At 68.7% G+C, this 20,415-nt stretch carries 20 protein-coding genes; 7 read left to right on the forward strand and 13 right to left on the reverse strand.

What is annotated here, in order from left to right:
- Window positions 1-810: a MerR family transcriptional regulator gene (locus ACFVTM_RS15000; protein WP_390204281.1), complete on the reverse strand. Its 810-nt coding sequence runs from the start codon at window positions 808-810 to the stop codon at window positions 1-3.
- A gap of 191 nt (window positions 811-1,001) precedes the next feature.
- Here ACFVTM_RS15000 and ACFVTM_RS15005 point away from each other — a divergent pair, with 191 nt between their 5' ends.
- Together ACFVTM_RS15005 and ACFVTM_RS15010 are read left to right on the forward strand one after the other, a co-directional pair.
- The gene (locus ACFVTM_RS15005; protein WP_390204282.1) at window positions 1,002-1,460 is read left to right on the forward strand and encodes a hypothetical protein; all 459 of its coding nucleotides are present in this window, start codon (window positions 1,002-1,004) and stop codon (window positions 1,458-1,460) included.
- Window positions 1,461-1,571: 111 nt separating this feature from the next.
- The gene (locus tag ACFVTM_RS15010; RefSeq protein ID WP_390204284.1) at window positions 1,572-2,114 is read left to right on the forward strand and encodes a hypothetical protein; all 543 of its coding nucleotides are present in this window, start codon (window positions 1,572-1,574) and stop codon (window positions 2,112-2,114) included.
- Window positions 2,115-2,148: 34 nt separating this feature from the next.
- On the opposite strand, the gene ACFVTM_RS15015 is transcribed toward ACFVTM_RS15010, so the two are convergent.
- Window positions 2,149-3,042, reverse strand: a complete 894-nt coding sequence (locus tag ACFVTM_RS15015; protein WP_390204286.1) for a rhodanese-related sulfurtransferase — start codon at window positions 3,040-3,042, stop codon at window positions 2,149-2,151.
- A 117-nt stretch (window positions 3,043-3,159) separates the two neighbouring features.
- On the opposite strand from ACFVTM_RS15015, the gene ACFVTM_RS15020 reads away from it, so the two are divergent.
- Both ACFVTM_RS15020 and ACFVTM_RS15025 read left to right on the forward strand, forming a co-directional pair.
- Window positions 3,160-3,852 (forward strand): GNAT family N-acetyltransferase, encoded by a 693-nt coding sequence (locus ACFVTM_RS15020; protein ID WP_390204287.1) that lies wholly within the window; start codon window positions 3,160-3,162, stop codon window positions 3,850-3,852.
- Window positions 3,853-4,178: 326 nt separating this feature from the next.
- The gene (locus ACFVTM_RS15025) at window positions 4,179-6,605 is read left to right on the forward strand and encodes a DEAD/DEAH box helicase (RefSeq protein WP_390204288.1); all 2,427 of its coding nucleotides are present in this window, start codon (window positions 4,179-4,181) and stop codon (window positions 6,603-6,605) included.
- Window positions 6,606-6,628: 23 nt separating this feature from the next.
- On the opposite strand, the gene ACFVTM_RS15030 is transcribed toward ACFVTM_RS15025, so the two are convergent.
- From ACFVTM_RS15030 to ssd, 8 genes are all read right to left on the reverse strand, one after another.
- Window positions 6,629-7,048 (reverse strand): Rv3654c family TadE-like protein, encoded by a 420-nt coding sequence (locus tag ACFVTM_RS15030; RefSeq protein ID WP_390204289.1) that lies wholly within the window; start codon window positions 7,046-7,048, stop codon window positions 6,629-6,631.
- Window positions 7,048-7,425, reverse strand: a complete 378-nt coding sequence (locus ACFVTM_RS15035) for a TadE family type IV pilus minor pilin (RefSeq protein WP_390204290.1) — start codon at window positions 7,423-7,425, stop codon at window positions 7,048-7,050. Before ACFVTM_RS15035 ends, ACFVTM_RS15030 begins: the two co-directional genes overlap by 1 nt.
- A gap of 71 nt (window positions 7,426-7,496) precedes the next feature.
- Window positions 7,497-7,781, reverse strand: coding sequence for a DUF4244 domain-containing protein (locus ACFVTM_RS15040; protein ID WP_390204291.1), 285 nt, complete (start codon window positions 7,779-7,781; stop codon window positions 7,497-7,499).
- Between the two features lie 321 nt (window positions 7,782-8,102).
- Entirely contained in the window at window positions 8,103-9,866 is a 1,764-nt protein-coding gene (locus ACFVTM_RS15045) for a hypothetical protein (protein ID WP_390204292.1), read from the reverse strand.
- A 335-nt stretch (window positions 9,867-10,201) separates the two neighbouring features.
- The gene (locus tag ACFVTM_RS15050) at window positions 10,202-10,813 is read right to left on the reverse strand and encodes a type II secretion system F family protein (protein WP_390204294.1); all 612 of its coding nucleotides are present in this window, start codon (window positions 10,811-10,813) and stop codon (window positions 10,202-10,204) included.
- A gap of 13 nt (window positions 10,814-10,826) precedes the next feature.
- Window positions 10,827-11,549: a type II secretion system F family protein gene (locus tag ACFVTM_RS15055; protein ID WP_390204295.1), complete on the reverse strand. Its 723-nt coding sequence runs from the start codon at window positions 11,547-11,549 to the stop codon at window positions 10,827-10,829.
- A 275-nt stretch (window positions 11,550-11,824) separates the two neighbouring features.
- Window positions 11,825-13,201, reverse strand: a complete 1,377-nt coding sequence (locus ACFVTM_RS15060; RefSeq protein WP_390204296.1) for a TadA family conjugal transfer-associated ATPase — start codon at window positions 13,199-13,201, stop codon at window positions 11,825-11,827.
- Window positions 13,201-14,307 carry a septum site-determining protein Ssd gene (gene ssd, locus ACFVTM_RS15065; protein WP_390204297.1) on the reverse strand — a complete coding sequence of 369 codons (1,107 nt, stop codon included), beginning with the start codon at window positions 14,305-14,307 and terminating at the stop codon, window positions 13,201-13,203. Before ssd ends, ACFVTM_RS15060 begins: the two co-directional genes overlap by 1 nt.
- A gap of 135 nt (window positions 14,308-14,442) precedes the next feature.
- Between ssd and ACFVTM_RS15070 the strand changes: the two genes are divergently transcribed.
- Both ACFVTM_RS15070 and ACFVTM_RS15075 read left to right on the forward strand, forming a co-directional pair.
- Window positions 14,443-16,173, forward strand: coding sequence for a bifunctional 3'-5' exonuclease/DNA polymerase (locus tag ACFVTM_RS15070; RefSeq protein WP_390204299.1), 1,731 nt, complete (start codon window positions 14,443-14,445; stop codon window positions 16,171-16,173).
- A 141-nt stretch (window positions 16,174-16,314) separates the two neighbouring features.
- The gene (locus tag ACFVTM_RS15075) at window positions 16,315-16,575 is read left to right on the forward strand and encodes a YegP family protein (protein WP_390204300.1); all 261 of its coding nucleotides are present in this window, start codon (window positions 16,315-16,317) and stop codon (window positions 16,573-16,575) included.
- An 88-nt stretch (window positions 16,576-16,663) separates the two neighbouring features.
- Here the strand turns inward: ACFVTM_RS15075 and ACFVTM_RS15080 are convergent, their stop codons facing one another.
- From ACFVTM_RS15080 to ACFVTM_RS15090, 3 genes are read right to left on the reverse strand one after another with little or no spacing between them, the layout of a single operon-like run.
- Complete coding sequence (locus ACFVTM_RS15080) at window positions 16,664-17,344, reverse strand: NUDIX hydrolase (protein ID WP_390204301.1); 681 nt, start codon at window positions 17,342-17,344, stop codon at window positions 16,664-16,666.
- A complete protein-coding gene (nth, locus tag ACFVTM_RS15085) occupies window positions 17,341-18,210 on the reverse strand; it encodes an endonuclease III (RefSeq protein ID WP_390204303.1) in 870 nt (289 codons plus the stop codon). Before nth ends, ACFVTM_RS15080 begins: the two co-directional genes overlap by 4 nt.
- A 9-nt stretch (window positions 18,211-18,219) precedes the next feature.
- Entirely contained in the window at window positions 18,220-19,677 is a 1,458-nt protein-coding gene (locus tag ACFVTM_RS15090; protein ID WP_390204304.1) for a hypothetical protein, read from the reverse strand.
- 433 nt (window positions 19,678-20,110) lie between these two features.
- On the opposite strand from ACFVTM_RS15090, the gene ACFVTM_RS15095 reads away from it, so the two are divergent.
- The coding region (locus tag ACFVTM_RS15095) for an acetyl-coenzyme A synthetase N-terminal domain-containing protein (protein ID WP_390204305.1) at window positions 20,111-20,415 on the forward strand (305 nt) is incomplete at its 3' end.

A 20,415-nucleotide genomic window follows, 5' to 3' on the forward strand; every position in this document is an offset into this window, starting at 1 on the left:
CTAGAGTTCGGTTTCCGCGTAGATCCTCAGGGCGTCCCGGACGAAGGCCGCGCCGTCGGCACCGCCGTAGTTCGCGGCGAACCGGGGATCGGCCATATACATTTCACCGAGTCCTGTCACGTACCCCTTGATGTCCGGACGGGCGGCGTTCCCGCCGGCACTGTTGCCGCCTGAATTGTTGCCGCCTCCGGCGGGGGACGCCGCCGGAGTGCCAGGGATGCCCTTGAGCCATTCGACGTGGCGCCGGGCCAGGTCTTGCGCCTGCGCGCTGTCCGCCGCGACACCCGACGCTGCCGCTGCCGTCCAGTCCGCGCCGAGCTGCCGCGACTGCTCGGTCCAGGCGGCCTTTTCCCCGGCCCCCATACCGCGCCACCAGGCGTCTGAGCTCGCATAGGCGTCCTTGCCCCACCGCTGTTCGACTTCTTCCCGGTACTGGGTGTGGTCGAAACCGTCGAACATTTCCTCGGGCATGATCTTTCCTCCTGTTTGCAATGCCTCTATGGTGTGCCGGACCGACGCAACCTTCCGCCCCAGCCTGTCCTGTTCCTGCAGCAGCCACGCCAGATGCCGGCCCAACGCCCGTTCCGCGTCCGCGTCGTTGGCGAGCACGTCCGCGATCGCCGGCAGCCCAAGCCCCATGTCTCGCAGGAGCAGTATCCGCTGCAGGCGGACCAGCGACTCCTGGCTGTAATACCGGTAGCCGTTGTTGCCAGTGCGGCTTGGCCTGAGCAGGCCGATGTCGTCGTAGTGCCGCAACGTACGGCCGGTGGTGCCGGCCAATTTCGCGATCTGCTGAACGGACCAGTCCATGCTTCCACCTTCCTTATCCCTTGGGCCTGGTGTTCCTGCTGCCCTTGCTCTTCCCCTGCCGACCGGCCTCTGCCGGCCCCTCTCTTCGACTCTAAACTTTGACGTTGCGTCAAAGTCAAGGTTCCGCGAGCGACGGCGCCGGGAAAGCCCGCGCGGCCGGACGGGTGCGTACAAGACGGTAAGTTGGAGGCATGATTTTCCCTTCCTTCCCCGCCTCCGGCGCCCGGTTGATCCGGCGGACGCTCACGGGTGCGGCCGCCGTCGGCGTGGTGCTGGCCGCAGCAGCCTGTTCCCCGGCCGGTTCAGTTGAGAACACCGACGTCGCCGCGTGGAAGGCCACCGCACTGCCCTCCGCCCCCGGGACGGTGCTGGATGATGCAGGCAAGATCCTGAACCGGGATCCGATCGTCCGGACCGCTTCCGGCGTGCCCGCCGGCACCTACACGCTCACCATGACGTGCGACGGAGGCGGCAAGGCGTTCTTCGCCGTCAGCCTGGACGGCAGCCAGCTGGCCGAGGCAGGAGCCGCCTGCAACGGCAGCCGCGAAACGGCCCGCATCAAGGTACCCGCCGCGGGCGAGGTACGGCTCAGCACATCCAGTGTGGATGCCCCGCTGATCTACGCCTACCACCTGGCAGCGTCGGAGTAAGACCCGCCTGCAGCCTGTTCCCCGGCGTCCGGCCCGGCGCCCTTTAACTGGCCTGTCAGACCCGGACCTTTGGCTCTAGCGTTTGATCCCGGGCAATCCTAATCTCAGGGTATGCCAACTGTGCCGGCCAGCAGGGTGCCGCGACAGCGCACCCCGGCCGCCGCCGTGGTGCTCTCAGTTGCGGTGTTTCTCGGGGCGGTCCTGTCCGGCTGCGAATATCAATACAGCGCCGACAACTGGGATGAAACGACCGCCGTTGCCGCTCCGCCGACCACTGATGCGGCCCTTCCCCGGGACCCCCACCTCAACGAGCCGGTGTCCGGCAAGGAGCTGGACGACTGGGTTCACGACGCATTGCCCGACGCCGAGGGGCAGGTCTTCCATACGGGTTTCGGGACACTGGAGGCCGACGAGGAGCGGACCGAGACCACAACAGTGCTGCCCACGGGCACCTATGCCCTGACCCTGGCATGCCGGAGCGCCCTCCGGGTGTCCTTTTCCATCGAGAACGGTGACAACGAACTCGTGGACCTGAATCTCCGGTGCGGGACGTCCCGGGTGAACGTGGTTTATCTGCCCGCAGCCGCGTCCCTCTCAATCAAAGTGGACGCGAAAGGACCAGCGAACTTTGCGTACCGGGTGAACCGCATCTGAGGGCTCCCGGCGGGCACATCGTGGAGATGGTGCCTCAGGCGGCGCAGCCGTCGGGGCATCGCAGGGTTTCGGGGCTTGCCGCGCACTCGGCGCAATAGAGCGTCAAGGTCCGGCAGCTCGGGTTGGAGCAGTTTTCGAACTTGCTCGTGGGTGCCGAGCAGCGGACGCACTCGCCGATCGTCTTGGCGTCCCCGCTGAACTCGAGGTGCATGCGCTTGTCGAACACATACAGCGACCCCTCCCACAGGCCCTTGTCCTTGAAGGTCTCGCCGTAGCGGACGATTCCGCCGTCGAGCTGGTAGACCTCCTTGAAGCCGCGGTTCACCATGAGGCTGGACAACACCTCGCAGCGGATGCCGCCGGTGCAGTAGGTGACCACCGGTTTGTCCTTGAGGGCGTCGTATTTGCCGGAGTCGAGTTCCTTGATGAAGTCGTGGGTTGTGGCGACGTCCGGGACCACCGCGTCTTTGAACTTGCCGATCTGTGCCTCGAAGCCGTTGCGGCCGTCGAAGAACACGACCTCGTCGCCCTGCTGCTTCTTGGCTTCGATGAGTTCGTGGAGTTCCTCGGGTTTGAGGTGGGTCCCGCCGCCCACCACCCCGCCGGCGTCGACTTTGAGCTCGCCCGGGGCGCCGAACGATACGATTTCGTCCCGCACCTTCACGCTGAGCCGCGGGAAGTCTGCCGCGCCGCCGTCGGACCACTTCACGTCGATGTCGTGGAATCCCTTGTACTCACGGGTGGCCTTGACGTATTGCTTCACGGCGTTGAGTTCGCCGCCAACGGTGGCGTTGATGCCGTCCTTGGAAAGGAGGATGCGGCCGGTCAGTCCGAGCTTTTCGCACAGGGCGCGCTGCCAGAGCCGGACGGCGTCCGGGTCTGCTAGGGGGGTGAATCCGTAAAAGAGCACAATCCTGTTCAAAGCCACGTATTTAAGGGTACTGGCTGGGATGGGCGGCCGGGCAACAGTCACAATTGGATAAGCAAGCGGCCTTCCCCGATGCGGCCCCTGTTGCTTGTGGCACTGCTGGAATACGCTCATCACATGAGTCTTGACGCCATGGTTGAAGACACCACTCACCTGCTGGAAATCTGGGTTGCCGGATGGGCAGGTTGCCGCGGATATGAGACGCGCAGGGAGGGACGGTTCCCTGCGGCCTATCGGGCGGACACCACCCATGAATGGGAATACTTCGCCTACGACCCGTCCGACTCAGAGTTCGCGGAACTGGCGGCGAAGACGGCCGAAGCGCCGGCAAGGGTCCTCACGATCCTCACCAATGATGTGGCCAAGTACTCGTTCCTGGCACCGCGGCACGGCCTCCATGTCACCTCGGCTTCGCAGACCATGATGATCGTGGACATGGAGACCCAGGATTCGGAGGACCCGTGGCTATCGGACGACGACCTCAAGCTGGAGACGTCCCGGACGGACGGCGTCCACCACGCGGTGGTCAGCGCAGCCGATGAGATCGCCGCGAGCGGACGCGTGTTTGTGGTGGGACACACGGCCATATTCGACAAAATCATGACGTCGCCGACCTACCAGCGGCGGGGGCTGGGCAGCTTCATCATGAAAGCTCTGGCGGCCCAGGCCTTCGAACACGACGTCGACTCCGGACTGCTGCTCGCCTCCCTGGACGGGCAAAAACTCTATTCGCACCTCGGCTGGCGCATGGTGTGCCACGTCCTGATGCTCTCGACCTCGGACGAAGGAGCGGACCTGTCCGTCGGTTGACGCTTGGCCCGTCTGTTCCTGGCTGGGGAGTAGCCCGTCTGTCCATGGTTGGGGCGCAGCCTGCCTGTCCTTGGTCGGGGCGTAAGCCCGTCTGTCCCTGGTTGAGGCGCCTGCGACGCCCCGGGCGCCGGCTGGCGAAGAGCCGCTGCGCGCGAGGCCCGGGCCAGGGGCAAATGTCAGTTCTGTCTGCGTTCCCTGACGCCCGTCCACCGCGCCCACGCCCCGGCGCCCGCTGCGGGCCGGTGCCTGCTGCGCGGGCCCTTGCCTGCTGTGCGGGCCCTTGCCTGCTGTGCGGGCGATTTGAGGCCGGATGAAAGAATATGTGAGTGAACCCGCATGAGTCCTTGATTCCGCTGCTGGGCCGAGGCCCGAACCCGGAACAGCTGCGGCATGTGCGGACGATCCCCGCCCGGCAGGCCGTCAATGCGCCGTGGCCGGAGTGGGCCCACCCGGATCTCGTGACCGCCTACGGTTCCTTGGGCATCCACGAGCCCTACCTGCACCAGGTCCAGGCCGCCGAGCTGGCCCATGCCGGAGAGCACGTGGTGATTGCGACCGGCACGGCGTCCGGCAAATCCCTGGCGTATCAGCTGCCTGCCCTGGACGCGATCCACCGCTCCGAGCTCAGGGTCCTGTCCGATCCCGGCAAGATCCACGACGACGGCGCCGTGACCCTCTACCTGTCCCCCACCAAGGCGCTGGCCGCCGACCAGCTGGCCGCGATCCGGGCGCTGAAGCTCCCCACCGTCCGGGCCGAGACCTACGACGGCGACACCGACCCCGCTTCCAGGCGCTGGATCCGGGACCATGCGAACTTCATCCTGGCCAACCCCGACATGCTGCACTTCGGCATCCTCCCGAACCATGCCTGGTGGGCCAGGTTCTTCAGGCGCCTCCGCTATGTGATCGTGGACGAGGCCCACAGCTACCGCGGAGTCTTTGGCTCCCACGTGGCAAACCTCATGCGCCGGCTGCGACGGATCTGCGCCTACTACAGCCCCGGCGGCTCACACCCCGGCCCGGTGTTCATCGCGGCGTCCGCCACGGCCTCCGAACCCGGGCAGTCCTTCTATAGGCTGATCGGCGCGCCGGTGCGTGCCGTGTCCGAAGACAGCTCGCCCCACGGATCCACCACCGTGGCGTTCTGGGAGCCGGCCCTGACGGAACTCCGGGGCGAAAACGGCGCCAAGGAGCGCCGGACCGCCGTCGCCGAGACCGCCGACCTACTGGCCAATCTGGTGTCCTCCCGGACCCGGACCATTGCGTTCATCAAGTCCAGGCGCGGGGCAGAGACCATATCCTCCATCGCCAAGCGGCTCCTCGACGAGGTGGACCCCAGCCTGCCGCAGCGCGTGGCCGCCTACCGCTCGGGCTACCTGCCGGAAGAGCGGCGGGCCCTGGAAAAGTCGCTCCGCTCGGGTGCACTGCTGGGTATCTCCAGCACCTCCGCCCTGGAACTGGGCATCGACATTTCCGGTCTCGACGCCGTGCTGGTCGCGGGCTGGCCGGGCACCCGCGCGTCGTTGTTCCAGCAAATCGGCCGGGCGGGCCGCGCCGGCCAGGACGCGATCGCGGCCTTCGTGGCCAGCGACGACCCGCTGGACACTTACCTGGTGAACCACCCCGAGGCGATTTTCGACGTCTCGGTGGAAGCCACGGTCTTCGATCCCTCCAATCCGTATGTCCTGGGCCCGCATCTGTGCGCCGCGGCTGCGGAACTTCCGCTGGGTTTCGCCGAACTGGAGCTCTTCGGAGCCACCTCGGAAAAGCTTCTGGACCGGCTGGTTGCGCAGGGCTACCTGCGCAAACGGCCTGCGGGATGGTTTTGGACCCATCCGCAGAGCGCCGCCGCGATGGTGAACCTGCGGGCCGACGGCGGGGGGCCGGTGAGCATTGTGGATGCCGACACCGGGTCCTTGCTCGGCACCATGGATTCGCCCCAAACCCACTACCAGGCCCACACCGGCGCCATCTATGTCCACCAGGGTGACAGCTACGTGGTGGAAGACCTGAATGAAGACGATCACTGCGTGATGGTGCGCCGGGCGAACCCCGACTACTACACCACCGCCCGTGACGTGACCCAGATCGAGGTCCTGCAAACGGAACGCACCACCCAGTGGGGCGATGTGGCCGTACATTTCGGCGATGTAAAAGTGACGACTCAGGTGGTCTCCTTCCAGCGCAAGGCGTTGATTTCCAATGAGATCCTCGGTGAAGAACCCCTGGAACTGGGCGCCAGGGACCTGTTTACCAAGGCGGTCTGGTTTGTAGTGGACAACCGCTCGCTGACCGGTGCGGGGTTGATTGAGGCGCAGTTCCCCGGAGCCCTGCATGCTGCCGAACACGCGGCCATCGGGCTCCTGCCGCTCGTGGCATCCAGCGACCGCTGGGACATCGGCGGAGTGTCCACAGCCATTCACGCCGATACCGGTGTGCCCACGATCTTTGTCTACGACGGCCATCCCGGCGGGGCCGGCTTTGCCGAACGCGGCTACGACAAGGCCAGATTGTGGCTGACCGCCACGAGGGATGCCATCAAGGCCTGCGAATGCGAGTCCGGCTGCCCTTCCTGCGTCCAGTCGCCGAAGTGCGGGAACAAGAACAACCCGCTCGACAAGGACGCCGCCGTCACATTGATCGACGTGCTGCTCAAAGACGCCACCGAACGGATGTCCACCGGCAGCGCCGACCCAGTCCCGGCCGCGGCCGGGAGGTCGGGCGAAAACCCCGCCCAACCGCTCCGCGCCTGACCGCCGCCTCGCTGACCCGCGTCTCAGCGAGGCGGTGGTCCCGCTCTGGCAAGCCCTGTGGCCGAGCCGAGGAACGGTCCGGCGCTGAACTCCGTGCGGAGCTGGACTGTGGCGTCCGGGCCTTCAGAACAGGCAAGCATAGAGGCCTTGTTTTTCAGCGCGACCTCCCGGGCCACGGCGCAGGGTTCGCCGGACGTGATTCCCCGCGCGGCATCCGCGGCAGCCAGCGCCGCGAGATCGGCCGCCGCCGCAGCCCTCGACGCCGCAACTGCCGACTGGGCCAGAAGCAGCAGCAAAGCGATGGCCATGATGACCACGAGCCCGAGCCCCAGGGCCAGGATGGTCCCGGAACCCCGCTCTGAAGGCCGGAAGTGGAGGGGGTCTCGGGCCGGAGACGGATTTCGGGGCCGCAGCCTGCAGACCCAGGTACGTGTGGTCGGCATCAGATGCCCAGCCACGCGCCACGGGAGGCACCATCCGCCGCGGACTGTTGCGCAGCCCCAGGGTCTTCCGCACGCGCCCAGGCAGTGGCACTGAGGGCCCACGGGACAAGGGCCCCGACAGCCCCGGGGACGCGGCCCGACACCGTGACCCTGAGCCATTCGCCGTCGAGCGCCACCTCTGACCTTGCCGTTTCGCCGGCGAGCCGGCGGACAATGTCTCCGACTTCACCGGCCTCGGCTCCCCTCGCCAGTGCGCGGGCACCACCGCGGGCCGCTTCTTCAACACGGAGCTGGGTCACCCCGGCCGCCGACCCCGCGAGCAGCAGGGCGAGCAGGAGGACGACGGAGGGCAACGCCACCGCGAACTCGGCCGTCACAGCCCCTCGGCACTCCGCAGTCGGCGGTGACCCCCTCCGGCTGCCGCTCCCCTTGCCGCGCCGGACGCCCGTCATGGCAACGCGAGCGCCGTCCGGATGAGGTTCAGGAGGAAGCCTCGGACCTCATCGCTGCGCATGATGAACACGAGGACCCCGGCGAACCCCACCGCGGCGAGCGTTGCGATGGCGTATTCAGCGGTGGCCATTCCCGCCTGCGCGGATGGCGGCCCAGTCCGTCGGCGCGGCTGCGCGGGGACCACCGAGCTGGCGCCCGGATAGATCTCGAACACCTCGGCGTCGCCTTCCTCCCCTGTGCCCAAGCGATGCGCGGTGGGAGTGTCCTGATTGATTGACATCTGTATTCCTTCCACTGTTTCCTTCCACGGGACACCGGCATGACCGCCGGCTGATTCGACTCTCCCGGCTGGGACCCTGCGTCGTAACCCGTGGGATCCGCCAAGTGGAAAACATGCCCGTAAGTGGCAGCGTGCCGGGCTGTGGAGGAGAACTGAGTGGCCGTCTGGGCCGCCCACGGGCGGCAGTGCCGTGCCCGCGCCGGCCCGGCCCCACCCCCGGGCCGGTCCCACCCACAGAACTGAGCCCGAGGGACCGCGGTCCGTACTGCGACCACGGCCCCTCGGGCTCAGTTGGGTGTTCAGAACCTCATGCAGGCGTCCCTAGGGGAGGAAGTACCCCGCGAGGTCGGCGATGAGCTGGGCGGACCCCTTGGACTGGTTGGCCAACGTCACCTTCCCGTCAGGGCCGATCGGGACCGAGACCAGGTTCGGCACGGTCTGCCCGGTGGCGAAGTTCAAGTTGGACGCGTTGGGCAAGCCCGAGCCGGACGGGTAAGCGGTAACGAAACCGAAGGACTTGGGCGAGGTGACCGTCAGGTTGAAGACCGCTGCCAGGGCGCCGGTGGGGACGCCGTTGGCACCCGCGACTTGGAAGGACACCCCGCCGTTGGCTGCGACCGTCTTTGCATTCCGGGTGTCGAGGATCCGGGTAGGTCCAACTGCCTTGAACGCACCGGTGGCTGTGGGATTGCCTGGCAGGTAATAGCCTGCGACGTCGGCGATTAGGTGGGCGGAGCCCGATGACCTGTTGAACAACGCGACCTTTCCGTTGGCGCCGACGGGGACCGTGACCAAATTCGGCACCGTCTGGCCGGCGGAGAAGTTCAGGTTGGACGCGTTGGGACGCCCGCTGCCGGAAGCATAGGCGGTGACGAAGCCGAAGGACCGCGCCTGGGTCACCGTCAGGTTGAACACCACGGCAGCGACTGATGCGGGGATTCCGTTGACGCCGGCGACTTGGAAGGACACCGGTGAGTCTGCACCCACGGCCGACGAGTTCCTGGTGTCCAGCAGCCGGGAGGGCGAAATGCTCTTGAAGGAACCCGCCACCGTCGGTGTTCCGGTCACGTAAAAGCCCGTAACGTCGGCGATCAGGTGGGAGGATCCCGGGGACCTGTTGAACAGCGTGACCTTGCCGTCGGCGCCCACCGGCACCGTGACCAGGTTGGGCACGGTCTGTCGGGCGGAGAAGTTCAGGTTGGAGGCGTTGGGACGCGCTGTCCCGGACGCGTAGGCGGTGATAAATCCGAGTGACCGCGGTTGGGTAACCGTCAGGTTGAAGACGACGGCGGATACCTTGGCAGGGATCCCGTTGACGCCCGCAACCTTGAACGACACAGATGAATCCGCGCCGACAGGGGAGCTGTTCCGGGTGTCCAGGACTCGGGTCGGGGAGACCGGGCTGAAGGTGCCGGCCACCTGGCCCGCTGCCTTTCCGGCCTTGATGACGACGTCGTCAATGTAGCTGTCGCCTGCCTGCCGCCGGTGCTCTGCGCCGAGTTGCATCTTGGTGACTGCGTTAAAGCCCGTGGCGACCTGCTTGTTGGAATACAGGAGTTTGCCGTCGAACCACACCTCGACCGTGGTGGCGGATCCGTTTGCCACCACATGGGTGACAAGGTGGTGCCACGTGCCGAGCGGGACGTTGACTTTCATCGGGGTGTAGCCGAGCGTTCCGTTGGGTGCCGCGACGCGCAGCCACAGCGGTCCGCCGCCACCGTTGGAACGGTAGACGTCCACGAAGCGGGTGTTCCCGTTGAAGAAGCGGAAGTAGGGGACGTTGTTGCCTGCGACGCCCTCCTTGGTGACGTTGAACCAGCCGTCGGCGTAGACGTCATCGCTGCCGGCAGGAAGCGGGGCGGAGAAATTGGCTACGGAACCGGCCGCCGTGGTCACGTGGACGTGTGCCGAGCAGCTGCCCGAGTGCTGCTCAGCGGAGGAAACATCGGCTGTGCCGGTCCCGGCCGTGAAGGGGGCGTTAAAGCCCGACGTCGTAAGGCTTCCCGACTCGAAGTTGGTCGCCACCACCGTGGTGCCCGGGTACTGGTTGGTCGGTTGCGGCGCCCCCGGCTGACAGGTTGGCACGGCCGCGGACGCCGGACTGGCGCCGACCGCCAAACCGGCCAAAACTAGTAGGTTGAGCGCTGCAAGTACGCCCACTTTATGCAGTCGAATCATAGATCTGCCCCCCTGGCACGGCCCCCACTCGGTACGAGACCCCAGAAAACTCCGAGGTTCGAGGCGCCACAGAAGCGCTGTGAGTAGCCGACGCACGAGACCGCTCATACTCCGACGGTGCCTGTCCCAACGGTATCGCCCAACAACTTGAATAAACCTTGGGCCCGCCAGTCGCCGGCCTTCGGCCGGCGGGCCGACTCGGGCCGGCTCGGGCCGGCTCAGGCCGACTCGGGCCGCCGGGTTCAGGACGGAAGCAGCCCCAGAAGCACGGGCACGACACCGAGGCACACGAACGCCGGCAGGGAGCACAAGCCCAGCGGCACAACGAGCTTCACGCCGAGCGCCGCCGCGCGCTGCTCCGCGGCCCGGTTCCGTTCGCGGCGCAACCGGGCCGCTTGGGCGTAGAGGAGCGCTGAGGACGGCGCGCCCGTGAGCGCGGCGAAGAAGAGGGCGTCCCGCAGGGCAAGGAGTTGAGCCGCCTGCGTGCCGGAACTCCGCCACGCCGTGTTCCAGTCCGCGCCGATGGCGAGGGCCGAAACAACCGGTCGGAGCTGCCGCCCGAGTTCCGGTGGCACCAGGGCGGCGATGAGTTCGAGGGACCGGCCAAGGCCGGCTCCCGCATCCAGCATCGCGCCGATCAGTTCCAGCATCATGGCGGTGTCGCGCAGGCCGGTGAATCCGGGACGTTCGCGCCGGCCGGCGTCGCGGACCCCGGAATGGCCGGCGACTTCGCTGGCCGGACCCAGAAACTGGCGCCGGAGCCTCCGGCGGACAGGGCCCGGGCCTGCGAGGAGCACGGCGGCTGCACCGGCGAGGCTCGTTGCCACCACGAATCCGGCCAGTTCGGGCCTCACGGCGGCCGCGGAGTCACGATTGGGCTTCCACCGCGGCCCGGACGAGCCCGATGGACCACAACCGGCCGACGGCGGTCAGGACCACCCCTGCGGCCACCGAAGCGAGCCCCCACGGGTGGCCCAGGAGGGCCGCCACCGGGTCCACGCCGAGCAGCAGGCCGAGGCCCAGGCCCGAGACCGGCAGGCAGGTCAGGAGCCGGACGGTGGCCCGGGGCCCCGCCAAGGCGGTCTGCCGGGCGGCCTCGGCGTCGTCCTCCGTCTCAAGGTGAGCGGCAAAGCGCGCCAGGACGTCGGCCAGCGGGCACCCGCTGGCCTCGGCGATGTCAAAGCATGCGGCGAGCTCGCCCCATACACGCACGTCGCGGCCGGCCGGAACACCCCCAGCCCCCATGGCGACGGCGACGATGGTGCGCCCACTGCCGGGCCCCGCGGCGAGCTCGCGGCGGATGGCAGCGGCCACGGAGGACCCGCGCAGGGCGGCCGCGCGTGCGGCCGCCAGAGCTCTGAGGGACTCCGGGCCCAATGTTGGTCCGGAGCTGTCGCGGCCCCAGTCATGGCCCCGATCGTTGCCCCGGTTATGGCCCCAGTCGCGGCCAGCGCCGTTAGCCGGAATGCGTCCCGCGGACCAGTCCCGCGCAACGTCCCCGCCGTACAGGACCCACAGTTCGTCCCACAGCCGGGCCGGAATGCGCCCTCCCTTCAGCAGCGCGGCCAGTTGTTGGACCACCACGGTCATTGGGACAGGTCCCGCCCCCGCGGGTCCACCGGCGCGCAAACGACCCCTTCCCCGGACGGCCCTCCCACCGGCTCTTCCGCCGCCGCCCCTCCCAAACATCCGCCGCCCAAACATCCGCCGCCCAAACATCCGCCGGCCGGGTCGCGACTGCTCTCGGGCCGCGGAACTCGGCAGACCCGTGCTTTCCAGTGCGCGGCGGGTCCGACGGCCGGCCGCGCGCGGCGAAGGTAGGGCCAGCCACACGGCGAGGACCAAAACGATGATCAGGAGGGCGGTCATCGCGGCGTCCACGGCTGCGGGAATCCATGTCCGGAACCCGGGAGCCGCCCGGACGGCCACGCCGCCTCTGGCTCCGACGTACCCGCACCGGCCAGGTCCGGATCACCGGCCAAGTCCGGATCACCGGCCAAGTCGGGATCCAGGCCGAGCCGGTGAGCCAGCTGCGGCCAGGCCCGGCCCGACCGGACGCGGCCCGCGCGGACTTCCAGTGCGGTGGTGACGGCCAGGCCCGAGTCCTGGGCCTCCATGACTCCAATGCTCGCGACCTGGCGCCCGGTCTCGGTCCGCTCGACATGCACGACGGCGTCGATCGCGCTCGCCACCTGCAGTCGCACGGCGTCCTGGCCCATGCCGGCGAGCGCGCCCAGCGCCGCCAGCCGGGCAGGGACTGCCGCCGCTTCATTCGCGTGGAGGGTTCCGCCGCCTCCTGTGTGCCCGGTGTTCATGGCCGAGAGCAGCTCACGGACCTCCGCGCCGCGGCATTCACCCACCACCAGCCGGTCCGGCCGCATCCTCAGGGCCTGGCGGACCAGTTCGGCCAAGTCCACGGCGCCGCCGCCTTCCAGGTTTCCGTGCCGGGATTCCAGCGAGACGACGTGCGGGTGGACCGGATTCAGCTCCGCGGCGTCCTCAATCAGGACGAGTCTCTCCCAGGGGTGGCACAGTCCCAGCAGCGTCGCCAACAAGGTAGTTTTCCCGGATCCGGTGGCGCCGCTGATGAGGAAGCTCAGCCGGGATGCCACCATCCGTTCGAGCACGGTCTGGACCAGGTCCGCGAATGTCCCGGCGCCGAACATGCCGTCCCGCCGCAGCTCGGACATGGAGAACACCGTGGCGCGGCGGATCCGCACGCTCAAGAGGGTTCCGGCGGTGGAAATGGGCGGCAGCACCGCGTGAACCCGGTAGCCGCCGTCGAGTCGGACGTCCACGCAGGGCGAACCGTCATCCAGCCGACGGCCGCCGGCCGCTACAAGTCTCGCGGCGAGGGCCCGGATCTGTGTCTCCCCGGCAAAGACGACCGGAGCCTTTTCCAGACCCCTGCCGCGGTCCAGCCAGACCGAGTCCGGCCCGTTGACAAAGATGTCTGTCACGGCGGGATCCCGGGTGAGCGGTTGCAGCGGGCCCAGACCGTTCAGTTCGGCGCTGATGCTCTCCACCGCAGCCAGCGCGCCGGCCGTGCCGAGCAGCCGCCCACTCGCCTGGACCGCCGCCGCGACCCGCGACGGGGTTACGGGAGAGGCATCGGCCATGACGGACTCGCGCACCGATTCCAGCAGTTTCTGGTCGAGATATCCCTGCGAGCGGCGGCGGCCCGGAGCCCTCCGGATGGGCCGGCCCGGATCGGCAGGCTCCACGGCGGCATGGGCACTCATCAGGACTCTCCCCCGTTCAGGTCAAGGAGTCCAGCGGCGAAACGGCGGACAACGCGCTGCCTGCCGGCTTCGAGCAGGCGGCCGAGTTCGGTTGCCGCGGCCAGGCCCTTGATGTCCGGCATGATCCCTTCAAGGGCCAGCCCCACGGAGTCGGCGATCAATGGCGCCTCCAGGACCGCGCCTGGACCGCCCCGGACCACGAGCGCGGTTTCCACCGACGGAAGATCCTGCAGCAGCCAGGCCGTGGCGACGGCGGACCGCAGCCGCGCGGGCGCAACTACGAGGATCCGATCGCATTCGGCTGCGAAGGACCGCAAGGCCTCCCGGTCCCGGCCAATATCCAGCACCACCAGCTCGCTGCCGCGCCGTGCGGCGTCGAGAACCGCCGCGACGGTGGTTGCGTCCGCAACGGCGGCGCGGTCCCGGGCGCCCGGCCACGACAGGAAGGAAAATCCGCCGGCGACAGGCAGCGCGTCGTCCAGTTGGGCTGCGTCGATGCTGCCGCTCACCCCGGCCAGATCAGGCCAGCGGAGCCCAGGAATGTCCTCGGCGGCCAAGGCCAGTTCCAGGCCTCCGCCCCAGGGGTCGCCGTCGATCAGAAGCACCCGCGCCCCGGACCCGGCGGCGGCCTGCGCGATCCAGATGGCAGCCGTCGTGGCCCCTGCACCCCCGCAGCCACCGGTGAGCCCCAGAACGAGACCGCCGGCTTCCGGCGCGCGGGACCTGCTCAGGTATTCCGCCAGCCAGGCGGCCGCGTCCGGCAGCGCCGCGACGCGTTCGGCACCGATGGCGGCGGCCAGGTGCCACAGCCCGTCTCCGTCACCTTTGAGGCCGACCAGCACCGCGGGGACCCGCCTCCGGGGCGGCAAGTCGCGGATGTCGCTGCCAACCAGCACGGTGGCCGCGGCGTCCCAGAATGGTGCCGCCTCGGCAACATCCTGCACCGTCCGCAACTGGCCCCCGGCCGCTGCGACGATGCGTTCCACTTCGCTGCGCAGCACCTCGATCCCGGTGACGAGCAGAAATTCCGCGGATTCCCCGGGGATCCAGGGCGCCGGCTCCTGCGGAGGCGGCGAGCCTGGGCCAGGTTGCTGGTGCCTGTTCATGCTGCCACTGTGCCCCGGCCGGCACTGCAGCGTAACCGCCGTCGTGGGCTATGTGGACAAGTTTCGCGGTTTATCTGACCCCGCCACCCCCGCAGGCGCGCGGACCATCCCCAGGAGCAGGGCAGAATTGACCGTATGTACCTGCTGCTCGCCGCCCACGCCGACGGCGCGGTGCTGCAGCAGCTCACCGCAGATGGCAGCCCTGAACCGTCCAATCCGGAACCGCGGGTTGTTGGGCCCGGCGACCTGGCCGGAGTGGTTCGCGGGCTCGAGCAGCGGCATCCGCGCTGGATCTGGCACCGGACGCAGGACTGGTATCCCGCGCTGCTGGGCGCCGGGGTGGAACTCGAGCGCTGCTACGACCTGACGTTGTGCGGCTCGATCCTGGCCCACTCGGAGTTCACCGCCCACACCGATTATGCGCAGGCAGCGGAGAAGCTGACGCAGGACGACGAGCTCCCTCTGCCGTCGCGGGGACTGCAGCCCCCTGCCCCGCCGCCCGAACAGGGTGCCCTGTTCGATGCCCCGTCCCCCGGCCGGCGCCCCGGCCAATCCCTTGAGGCTCTGCGCGCCGAGTACGCCGCGCAGCAGGAGGCGCTTCGCCAGGCGGGAACAGCCTCAGGCACGGTTATTGTCACGGATGCCGGCCGCCGCCAGCGGTTGCAGTTGCTGCTCGCGGCGGAATCCGCCGGGGCCATGATCGCCGCCGAAATGCAGTACACAGGCGTCCCGTGGCGCGAGGAACTGCACGAGCAGATTCTCGCGGATCATCTCGGGCCCCGGCCGGCCCCGGGCCAGCGTCCGGCCAAACTCGAGGCGCTCACCGCCGAACTCCGGCGGCTGCTGCAGTCGCCTGCGCTGAACCCGGACTCCCCGCAGGACCTCATGCGTGCCCTGCACCGCAACGGCATCGAAGTGAAAACCACCCGCCAATGGGAGCTGAAGGAATCCAGCCACCCCGCGATCGAGCCACTGCTGGCCTACAAGAAATTGGCTCGCCTCCATGCGGCCAACGGGTGGGCATGGCTGGACATGTGGGTGAAGGACGGCAGGTTCCAGCCGGAGTACGTCGTGGGCGGCGTGGTGTCCGGACGGTGGGCGTCGCGCGGCGGCGGCGCACTGCAAATCCCGCGCCAGATCCGCGGCGCCGTCCACGCCGATCCCGGCCACAAACTGATCGTTGCCGACGCCTCGCAGCTGGAACCGAGGGTCCTCGTGGCGCTCGCGCAGGATTCCAAGATGGCCGAGGCCGCCCGGGACAAGGACCTCTACGCCGGCATTGCCGCGCAGGGTTTCGGCGGCGACCGGGCAAAAGCCAAAGTGGCCCTCCTTGGGGCAATTTACGGGGCGACCACGGGCGAGTCCGGCCGGCTGATGCCCCAGCTGGCCCGCACCTACCCCCGCGCCGTGGGCTTCGTCGAACAGGCCGCCCGCGACGGCGAAGCCGGCAGGACTGTCACCTCACGGCTGGGCCGGAGCAGCCCGCCGCCGTCGGATCGCTGGCTGCAGAGCCAGCACTCCACCACCGCGGAGGAACAGCGCCGGGCAGACGCGATCGCCCGCTCGCGCGGCCGCTTCACCCGGAACTTCGTGGTGCAGGGCTCGGCCGCTGACTGGGCGGCGTGCTGGCTCGCGGAACTGCGACGCCGGCTGCGCACCATGCGGGCCGAGGGCGCCGCCGCCGGGGAACTGGTGTTCTTCCTGCACGACGAGGTGATGGTGCACTGCCCCGAAAGCGCCGTCAGCGACTGCATGAAGGCGATCGAGGATTCCGCAACCGCCGCCAAAGAACTGCTATTCGGCCGGATTCCGGTGGAATTCCCGGTCAGCGTGGCCGTGGTCGACTCCTACGACAGCGCCAAATGAGCGGCCAAAGCCACCGCCTGTAACGTACCGGCCGGTAGCGTTGTGTGGGCTTCGTCACCGGGCTACCCTCGGAAAGGCCGGCAAATTTCCCGTAGATCCGCCGGCCATTGCAACGACGCAAGGAATTGGGGAGGCAGCGGTTTGGCTGGCACTTTTGAGATCGCGCAGGCTGGCGACAAGGCTTATTTCTTCAGGCTGACGGCGGCGGATGGCACGGTAGTGGCCGTATCCCCGCTCTTCAGCTCCATCAAGAGCGCTGCGGCGGGCATTAATGCCGTGCGCGAGAACGCCGCTACCGGCCTGGTTGTGGATCGGTCCGGCACGCACAGGAAAGTCGCCACCAGCAGGTCGGCTGTGCGGGCGGTCGCTCCGCTGGCGGGCAGCGCCGTAGCCACGGGCTAGGGACCGGCGCTACCGATCGGCATCTAGACCGGCGCCGCCGGACCGGGCCGGCGTGTCGGGCCGGGCAACCGGGCCGGCCGCGCGAGTTTCACACATCGATCCCGTAGAGCCGCGTGCGGTCCCAGGGGACTGCCCAGCCCAGCTGTTCAAAAAGCTGGTTCAGGATCATCCCGGTAAACCCCCACACCACCACGCCGTTGACAGTGAAGGCCGGGCTCTGGAACGTCTGGCCGGCTCGGCTGACCGTTGCCATCACCCGGTTGTCCGGGTCCAGCAGGTCCCGGACGGGAACACGGAACACCTGCGCGGATTCGCCGTAGTCCACCACCCGGACCGGCGACTGGGCGGCCCACCAGGCCAGGACCGGGGTGACCAGGAAATTGCCCCGGGGCAGCGCCAGTTCGGGCATCACGCCGAGGACGTCAACGCCCGCAGGGTTCAGGCCGGTCTCCTCTTCCGCCTCCCGAAGGGCGGCGTTGACCACGGACTCGCCGGGGTCAATGCCGCCGCCAGGGAAAGCCACCTGCCCGGGATGGTCGTCAAGGGTTTGGGCCCGCTGCAGCAGCAGGACGTCCAGATCGGCTGGAGCCAGCAACTTCTCGGACACCGCCGGGACATTATCCAGTGCCCCAAAGAGCATGAGCACGGCGGCCCTGCGGACTCTCTCACCGGGTTCGACGGCGAGTTCCCGCCAGCGCGGATCCGGCGCCGGCGCCGTGCCCGCCTTCACCGCCGCAACGAGGTCGACGAGGTCCTGGCGCGCGGTCACCGCTGCTGCCTCTGCGATTCCATCCGGATTTCCGCGGCGCGGTGCGTCTCGGCCAGCAGCCGGGCCAGCAGTTCCTCCTGCCCCAGGGCGAGTTCGTACTTCAGCAGCTTCTTCGCCTTCGCCGGGTCGGTTTCGCCCATCCCGTAGCTGGGGCACCAGTTGGCCACCGCGCAGGCGCCGCACGCGGGCTTGCGGGAATGGCAGACCCTCCGGCCGTGAAAGACGACACGGTGCGAGAGCATGGTCCAGTCCTTGGGCTCGAACAGCCCAGCGACGTCGGACTCGATCCGGACCGGATCATCGGACTGCGTCCAGCCAAAACGCCGGGCCAAGCGGCCGAAGTGGGTGTCCACCGTGATGCCCGGAATGCCGAAGGCGTTGCCCAGCACGACGTTTGCGGTTTTCCGCCCGACGCCGGGCAGCGTCACCAGATCCTCGAGCCGGCCCGGCACCTCGCCGTCGTACTCGTCCACTATCCGGTTGCACAGCGCCAGGACGTTTCTGGCCTTGGCGCGAAAGAATCCGGTGGGCTTGAGAATGGCCTCCAGCTCGGCCGGATCCGCCTCCGCCATCCGCCGCGCATCGGGGTAGCGGGCGAACAGCAGGGGCGTGATCTGGTTGACCAGCACGTCCGTGGTCTGTGCGGACAGCACGGTGGCGATCACAAGCTCGAACGGGTTGCGGAAATCCAGCTCCGCGTGGGCGTAGGGGTACTGTTCGGCCAGCGCCCGGTTGATCCGGCGGGCCCGGCGCTTGAGTGCCAGGACAGTTTCCCCGGACGCCCCCGGGGCACGGGGCGTGGCGCTCCCGGGCGTTGTGCCGGGTTCCGTGGCGCCGGGTTCCGTGGCGCCGGATTCTGCGGTCATGGGAGGCGGCTAGCCGCGTTCGATGTTGCTGAGGTCCCGCAGAACGCCGAGCCGGCCGTCGGTGTGCTGGACCAGGAATTCGCTGCCCCGGTCCTCAAGGGCAAGGACCCAGCCACCGGGTTCAATGACGAACACCGGGGCTCCGGTGCGCTCGTCGACGGCGGTGCGGGGCTGCGCGACGGCGAACCAGAACGCCTCGTGCACGGGGTGGACGTCGTCCTCCGCATGCCGACTGGCGGGATCAACGGTGGCGCGGATGGGCTCCTGCGGCCGGGCCTGTTCCTGCGGCCGGACCTGGGGGTTGACCGTGGTGGGGGCGCTGCCGCCCGAGGCTGCCGGAACCCCGGCGGCCTGGGTCTGTTCCGCGGCCGGCGGGGTCTTCTGAGCGGCAGCCGCGACGCCAGCGGCACCGGCGACGGCGGCTGCGGATGCCGGGATTTCGGCGGCCTGGGTCTTTTCGGCGTCGGACGGAGCGGTGGCGGACGGAACGGCGGCGGACGGAGCCGTAGCGGACGGAACGGCGGCGGACGGAGCCGTAGCGGACGCTGCCGGCTCAGCGGCCGACGTCGGCGGCGAGGCGGACGACGCTGGGGTTACCGCCCCGGCTGCTGGTACAACGCCGGAAATCTGGGTCTCCGGTGCGCTGGGCGCCGCGCCGCCCGTCGTTGCAACAACGGGAGTCCCCCCCGATGCAGGTGCTTCGCCTGACGGCACGGCCGGCGAAGTTGCCGACGGCGCCGAAGCTGCGCCACCAGTGAATGGGCGCTTGGCCCAGCCCGCGGCCGCCCCGGCTGCTCCGGCGGCCCCGGCTGCCTTCGACTCACCGGTTCCCGCGGAGGCCTTGGCCGTTTTGGGTTCCTTCGGCGGCTTGGGCGCGCGGGGCTTTTGCACTGGGACAGCCGCGTCACGCGCCGCCACGTGGGCCGGCGTTTCCTCACGGCCCAGGAAGTCGCCGGCGAAGAACGGGATCCAACGGGCCAGCACAGTGGCCGCGAAAAGCCCCACAGCACCAAGAAGGGCTATCAGCATGCTTGGCTGGAACGCCCCGGCGGCGGCGAGGAAGAAAAAGGCCAGCGTGAAGGACGCCACCACGGATGCGAACTGGTCGATCGACAAGGACCCGATCCGGATTTTCGTCGTCGGGCTCAGCCGGCGGGCCACAAACAAGGCGGTGACAATCAGCGGCAGCACAATACCTAGGCCCAGGAAGAACAAGCTGCCCAGGTTCCACAGGTTGTAGGCGAAGGCGAACATCGGAATCAGCGAGGCGATGAAGAGCAGCAGTGTCGAGCCGAAGACGGTGAGGTCACGGATGGTGAAGGGACCGAGGACTGCTTCGTTTTTCTTCGCGGTCTTCTTGTCCACCGTGAAGCGCGGCGCATCCCCGAACCCGGCGGGCCCCGGCTGCGCCGTTCCGCCCTGGCCCTGGGCGGGCGCCCGGAGCTGTCCGTTGTCTTGCTCGTTCATTCCGTATCTCCTTAGCATGGCGGCACTCTGGACCGTGCCGTCTAACGGCAGGCAAGGACAGTACCGCCAGCGGGTCCTGTCGCCTCCATCGGATGTCACAACTTCATCTCAGCCTAGCCAAGTGGGTGGCCGATCACTAGCTGACAAGCCGAGGGCGGACACAGCAGAATTCTCCGGTTTTCCGAATCCGGGACGATGGGTGCCGGACCGCCGCCCGGCGCCGCCAACAAGCCACTCGGCGCTTAACAAACACCGCTCACGGCGCTCTTTGTGACGGGGCGCACGTTTGGTCGGACCCACGTATTAGTGTTTATTCCAGACAGCTCCTGCGGCACCGCCGCGGTCTGCCGCCGCCCGACGCCGCGCATGCGGCCCGAGGCGGAGGCGACGCGAACGGCCGCGCAGACCGGATCGATGAATGATGAGGTTCACCATGTCCCAGCAGACACCCGGCTCCATGGCCACCCAGGCCCCCCACGGCGACGCGTTTGAGAATTTGGCGCAGGAGGACCGGCGGTTCGCGCCGTCGGCGGAGTTCGCCGCGGGCGCGGTGGTGACCGCGGGCGAGTATGCCGAGGCCGACGCGGACCGGCCCGCGTTCTGGGCGAGGCAGGCCCGCGGGCTGCTGGACTGGTCCAGGGACTTCACCGAGGCGCTGGACTGGTCCGACCCGCCGTTCGCGAAGTGGTTCGCCGGCGGGGAGGTCAACGCCGCGTACAACGCCCTGGACCGGCACGT

Source organism: Arthrobacter sp. NPDC058130 (assembly GCF_042884475.1).
Lineage (GTDB): Bacteria > Actinomycetota > Actinomycetes > Actinomycetales > Micrococcaceae > Arthrobacter.

Bases quoted from the DNA above. Each gene is read 5' to 3' on its own strand.
- ACFVTM_RS15040 (WP_390204291.1), bottom strand. From the start codon at position 7,781: ATGTCAATCAATCAGGACACTCCCACCGCGCATCGCTTGGGCACAGGG.
- ACFVTM_RS15030 (WP_390204289.1), bottom strand. From the start codon at position 7,048: ATGCCGACCACACGTACCTGGGTCTGCAGGCTGCGGCCCCGAAATCCG.
- ACFVTM_RS15070 (WP_390204299.1), top strand. From the start codon at position 14,443: ATGTACCTGCTGCTCGCCGCCCACGCCGACGGCGCGGTGCTGCAGCAG.
- ACFVTM_RS15020 (WP_390204287.1), top strand. From the start codon at position 3,160: ATGAGTCTTGACGCCATGGTTGAAGACACCACTCACCTGCTGGAAATC.
- ACFVTM_RS15060 (WP_390204296.1), bottom strand. From the start codon at position 13,201: ATGAGTGCCCATGCCGCCGTGGAGCCTGCCGATCCGGGCCGGCCCATC.
- ACFVTM_RS15000 (WP_390204281.1), bottom strand. From the start codon at position 810: ATGGACTGGTCCGTTCAGCAGATCGCGAAATTGGCCGGCACCACCGGC.
- nth (WP_390204303.1), bottom strand. From the start codon at position 18,210: ATGACCGCAGAATCCGGCGCCACGGAACCCGGCGCCACGGAACCCGGC.
- ACFVTM_RS15005 (WP_390204282.1), top strand. From the start codon at position 1,002: ATGATTTTCCCTTCCTTCCCCGCCTCCGGCGCCCGGTTGATCCGGCGG.
- ACFVTM_RS15090 (WP_390204304.1), bottom strand. From the start codon at position 19,677: ATGAACGAGCAAGACAACGGACAGCTCCGGGCGCCCGCCCAGGGCCAG.
- ssd (WP_390204297.1), bottom strand. From the start codon at position 14,307: ATGAACAGGCACCAGCAACCTGGCCCAGGCTCGCCGCCTCCGCAGGAG.
- ACFVTM_RS15055 (WP_390204295.1), bottom strand. From the start codon at position 11,549: ATGACCGTGGTGGTCCAACAACTGGCCGCGCTGCTGAAGGGAGGGCGC.
- ACFVTM_RS15010 (WP_390204284.1), top strand. From the start codon at position 1,572: ATGCCAACTGTGCCGGCCAGCAGGGTGCCGCGACAGCGCACCCCGGCC.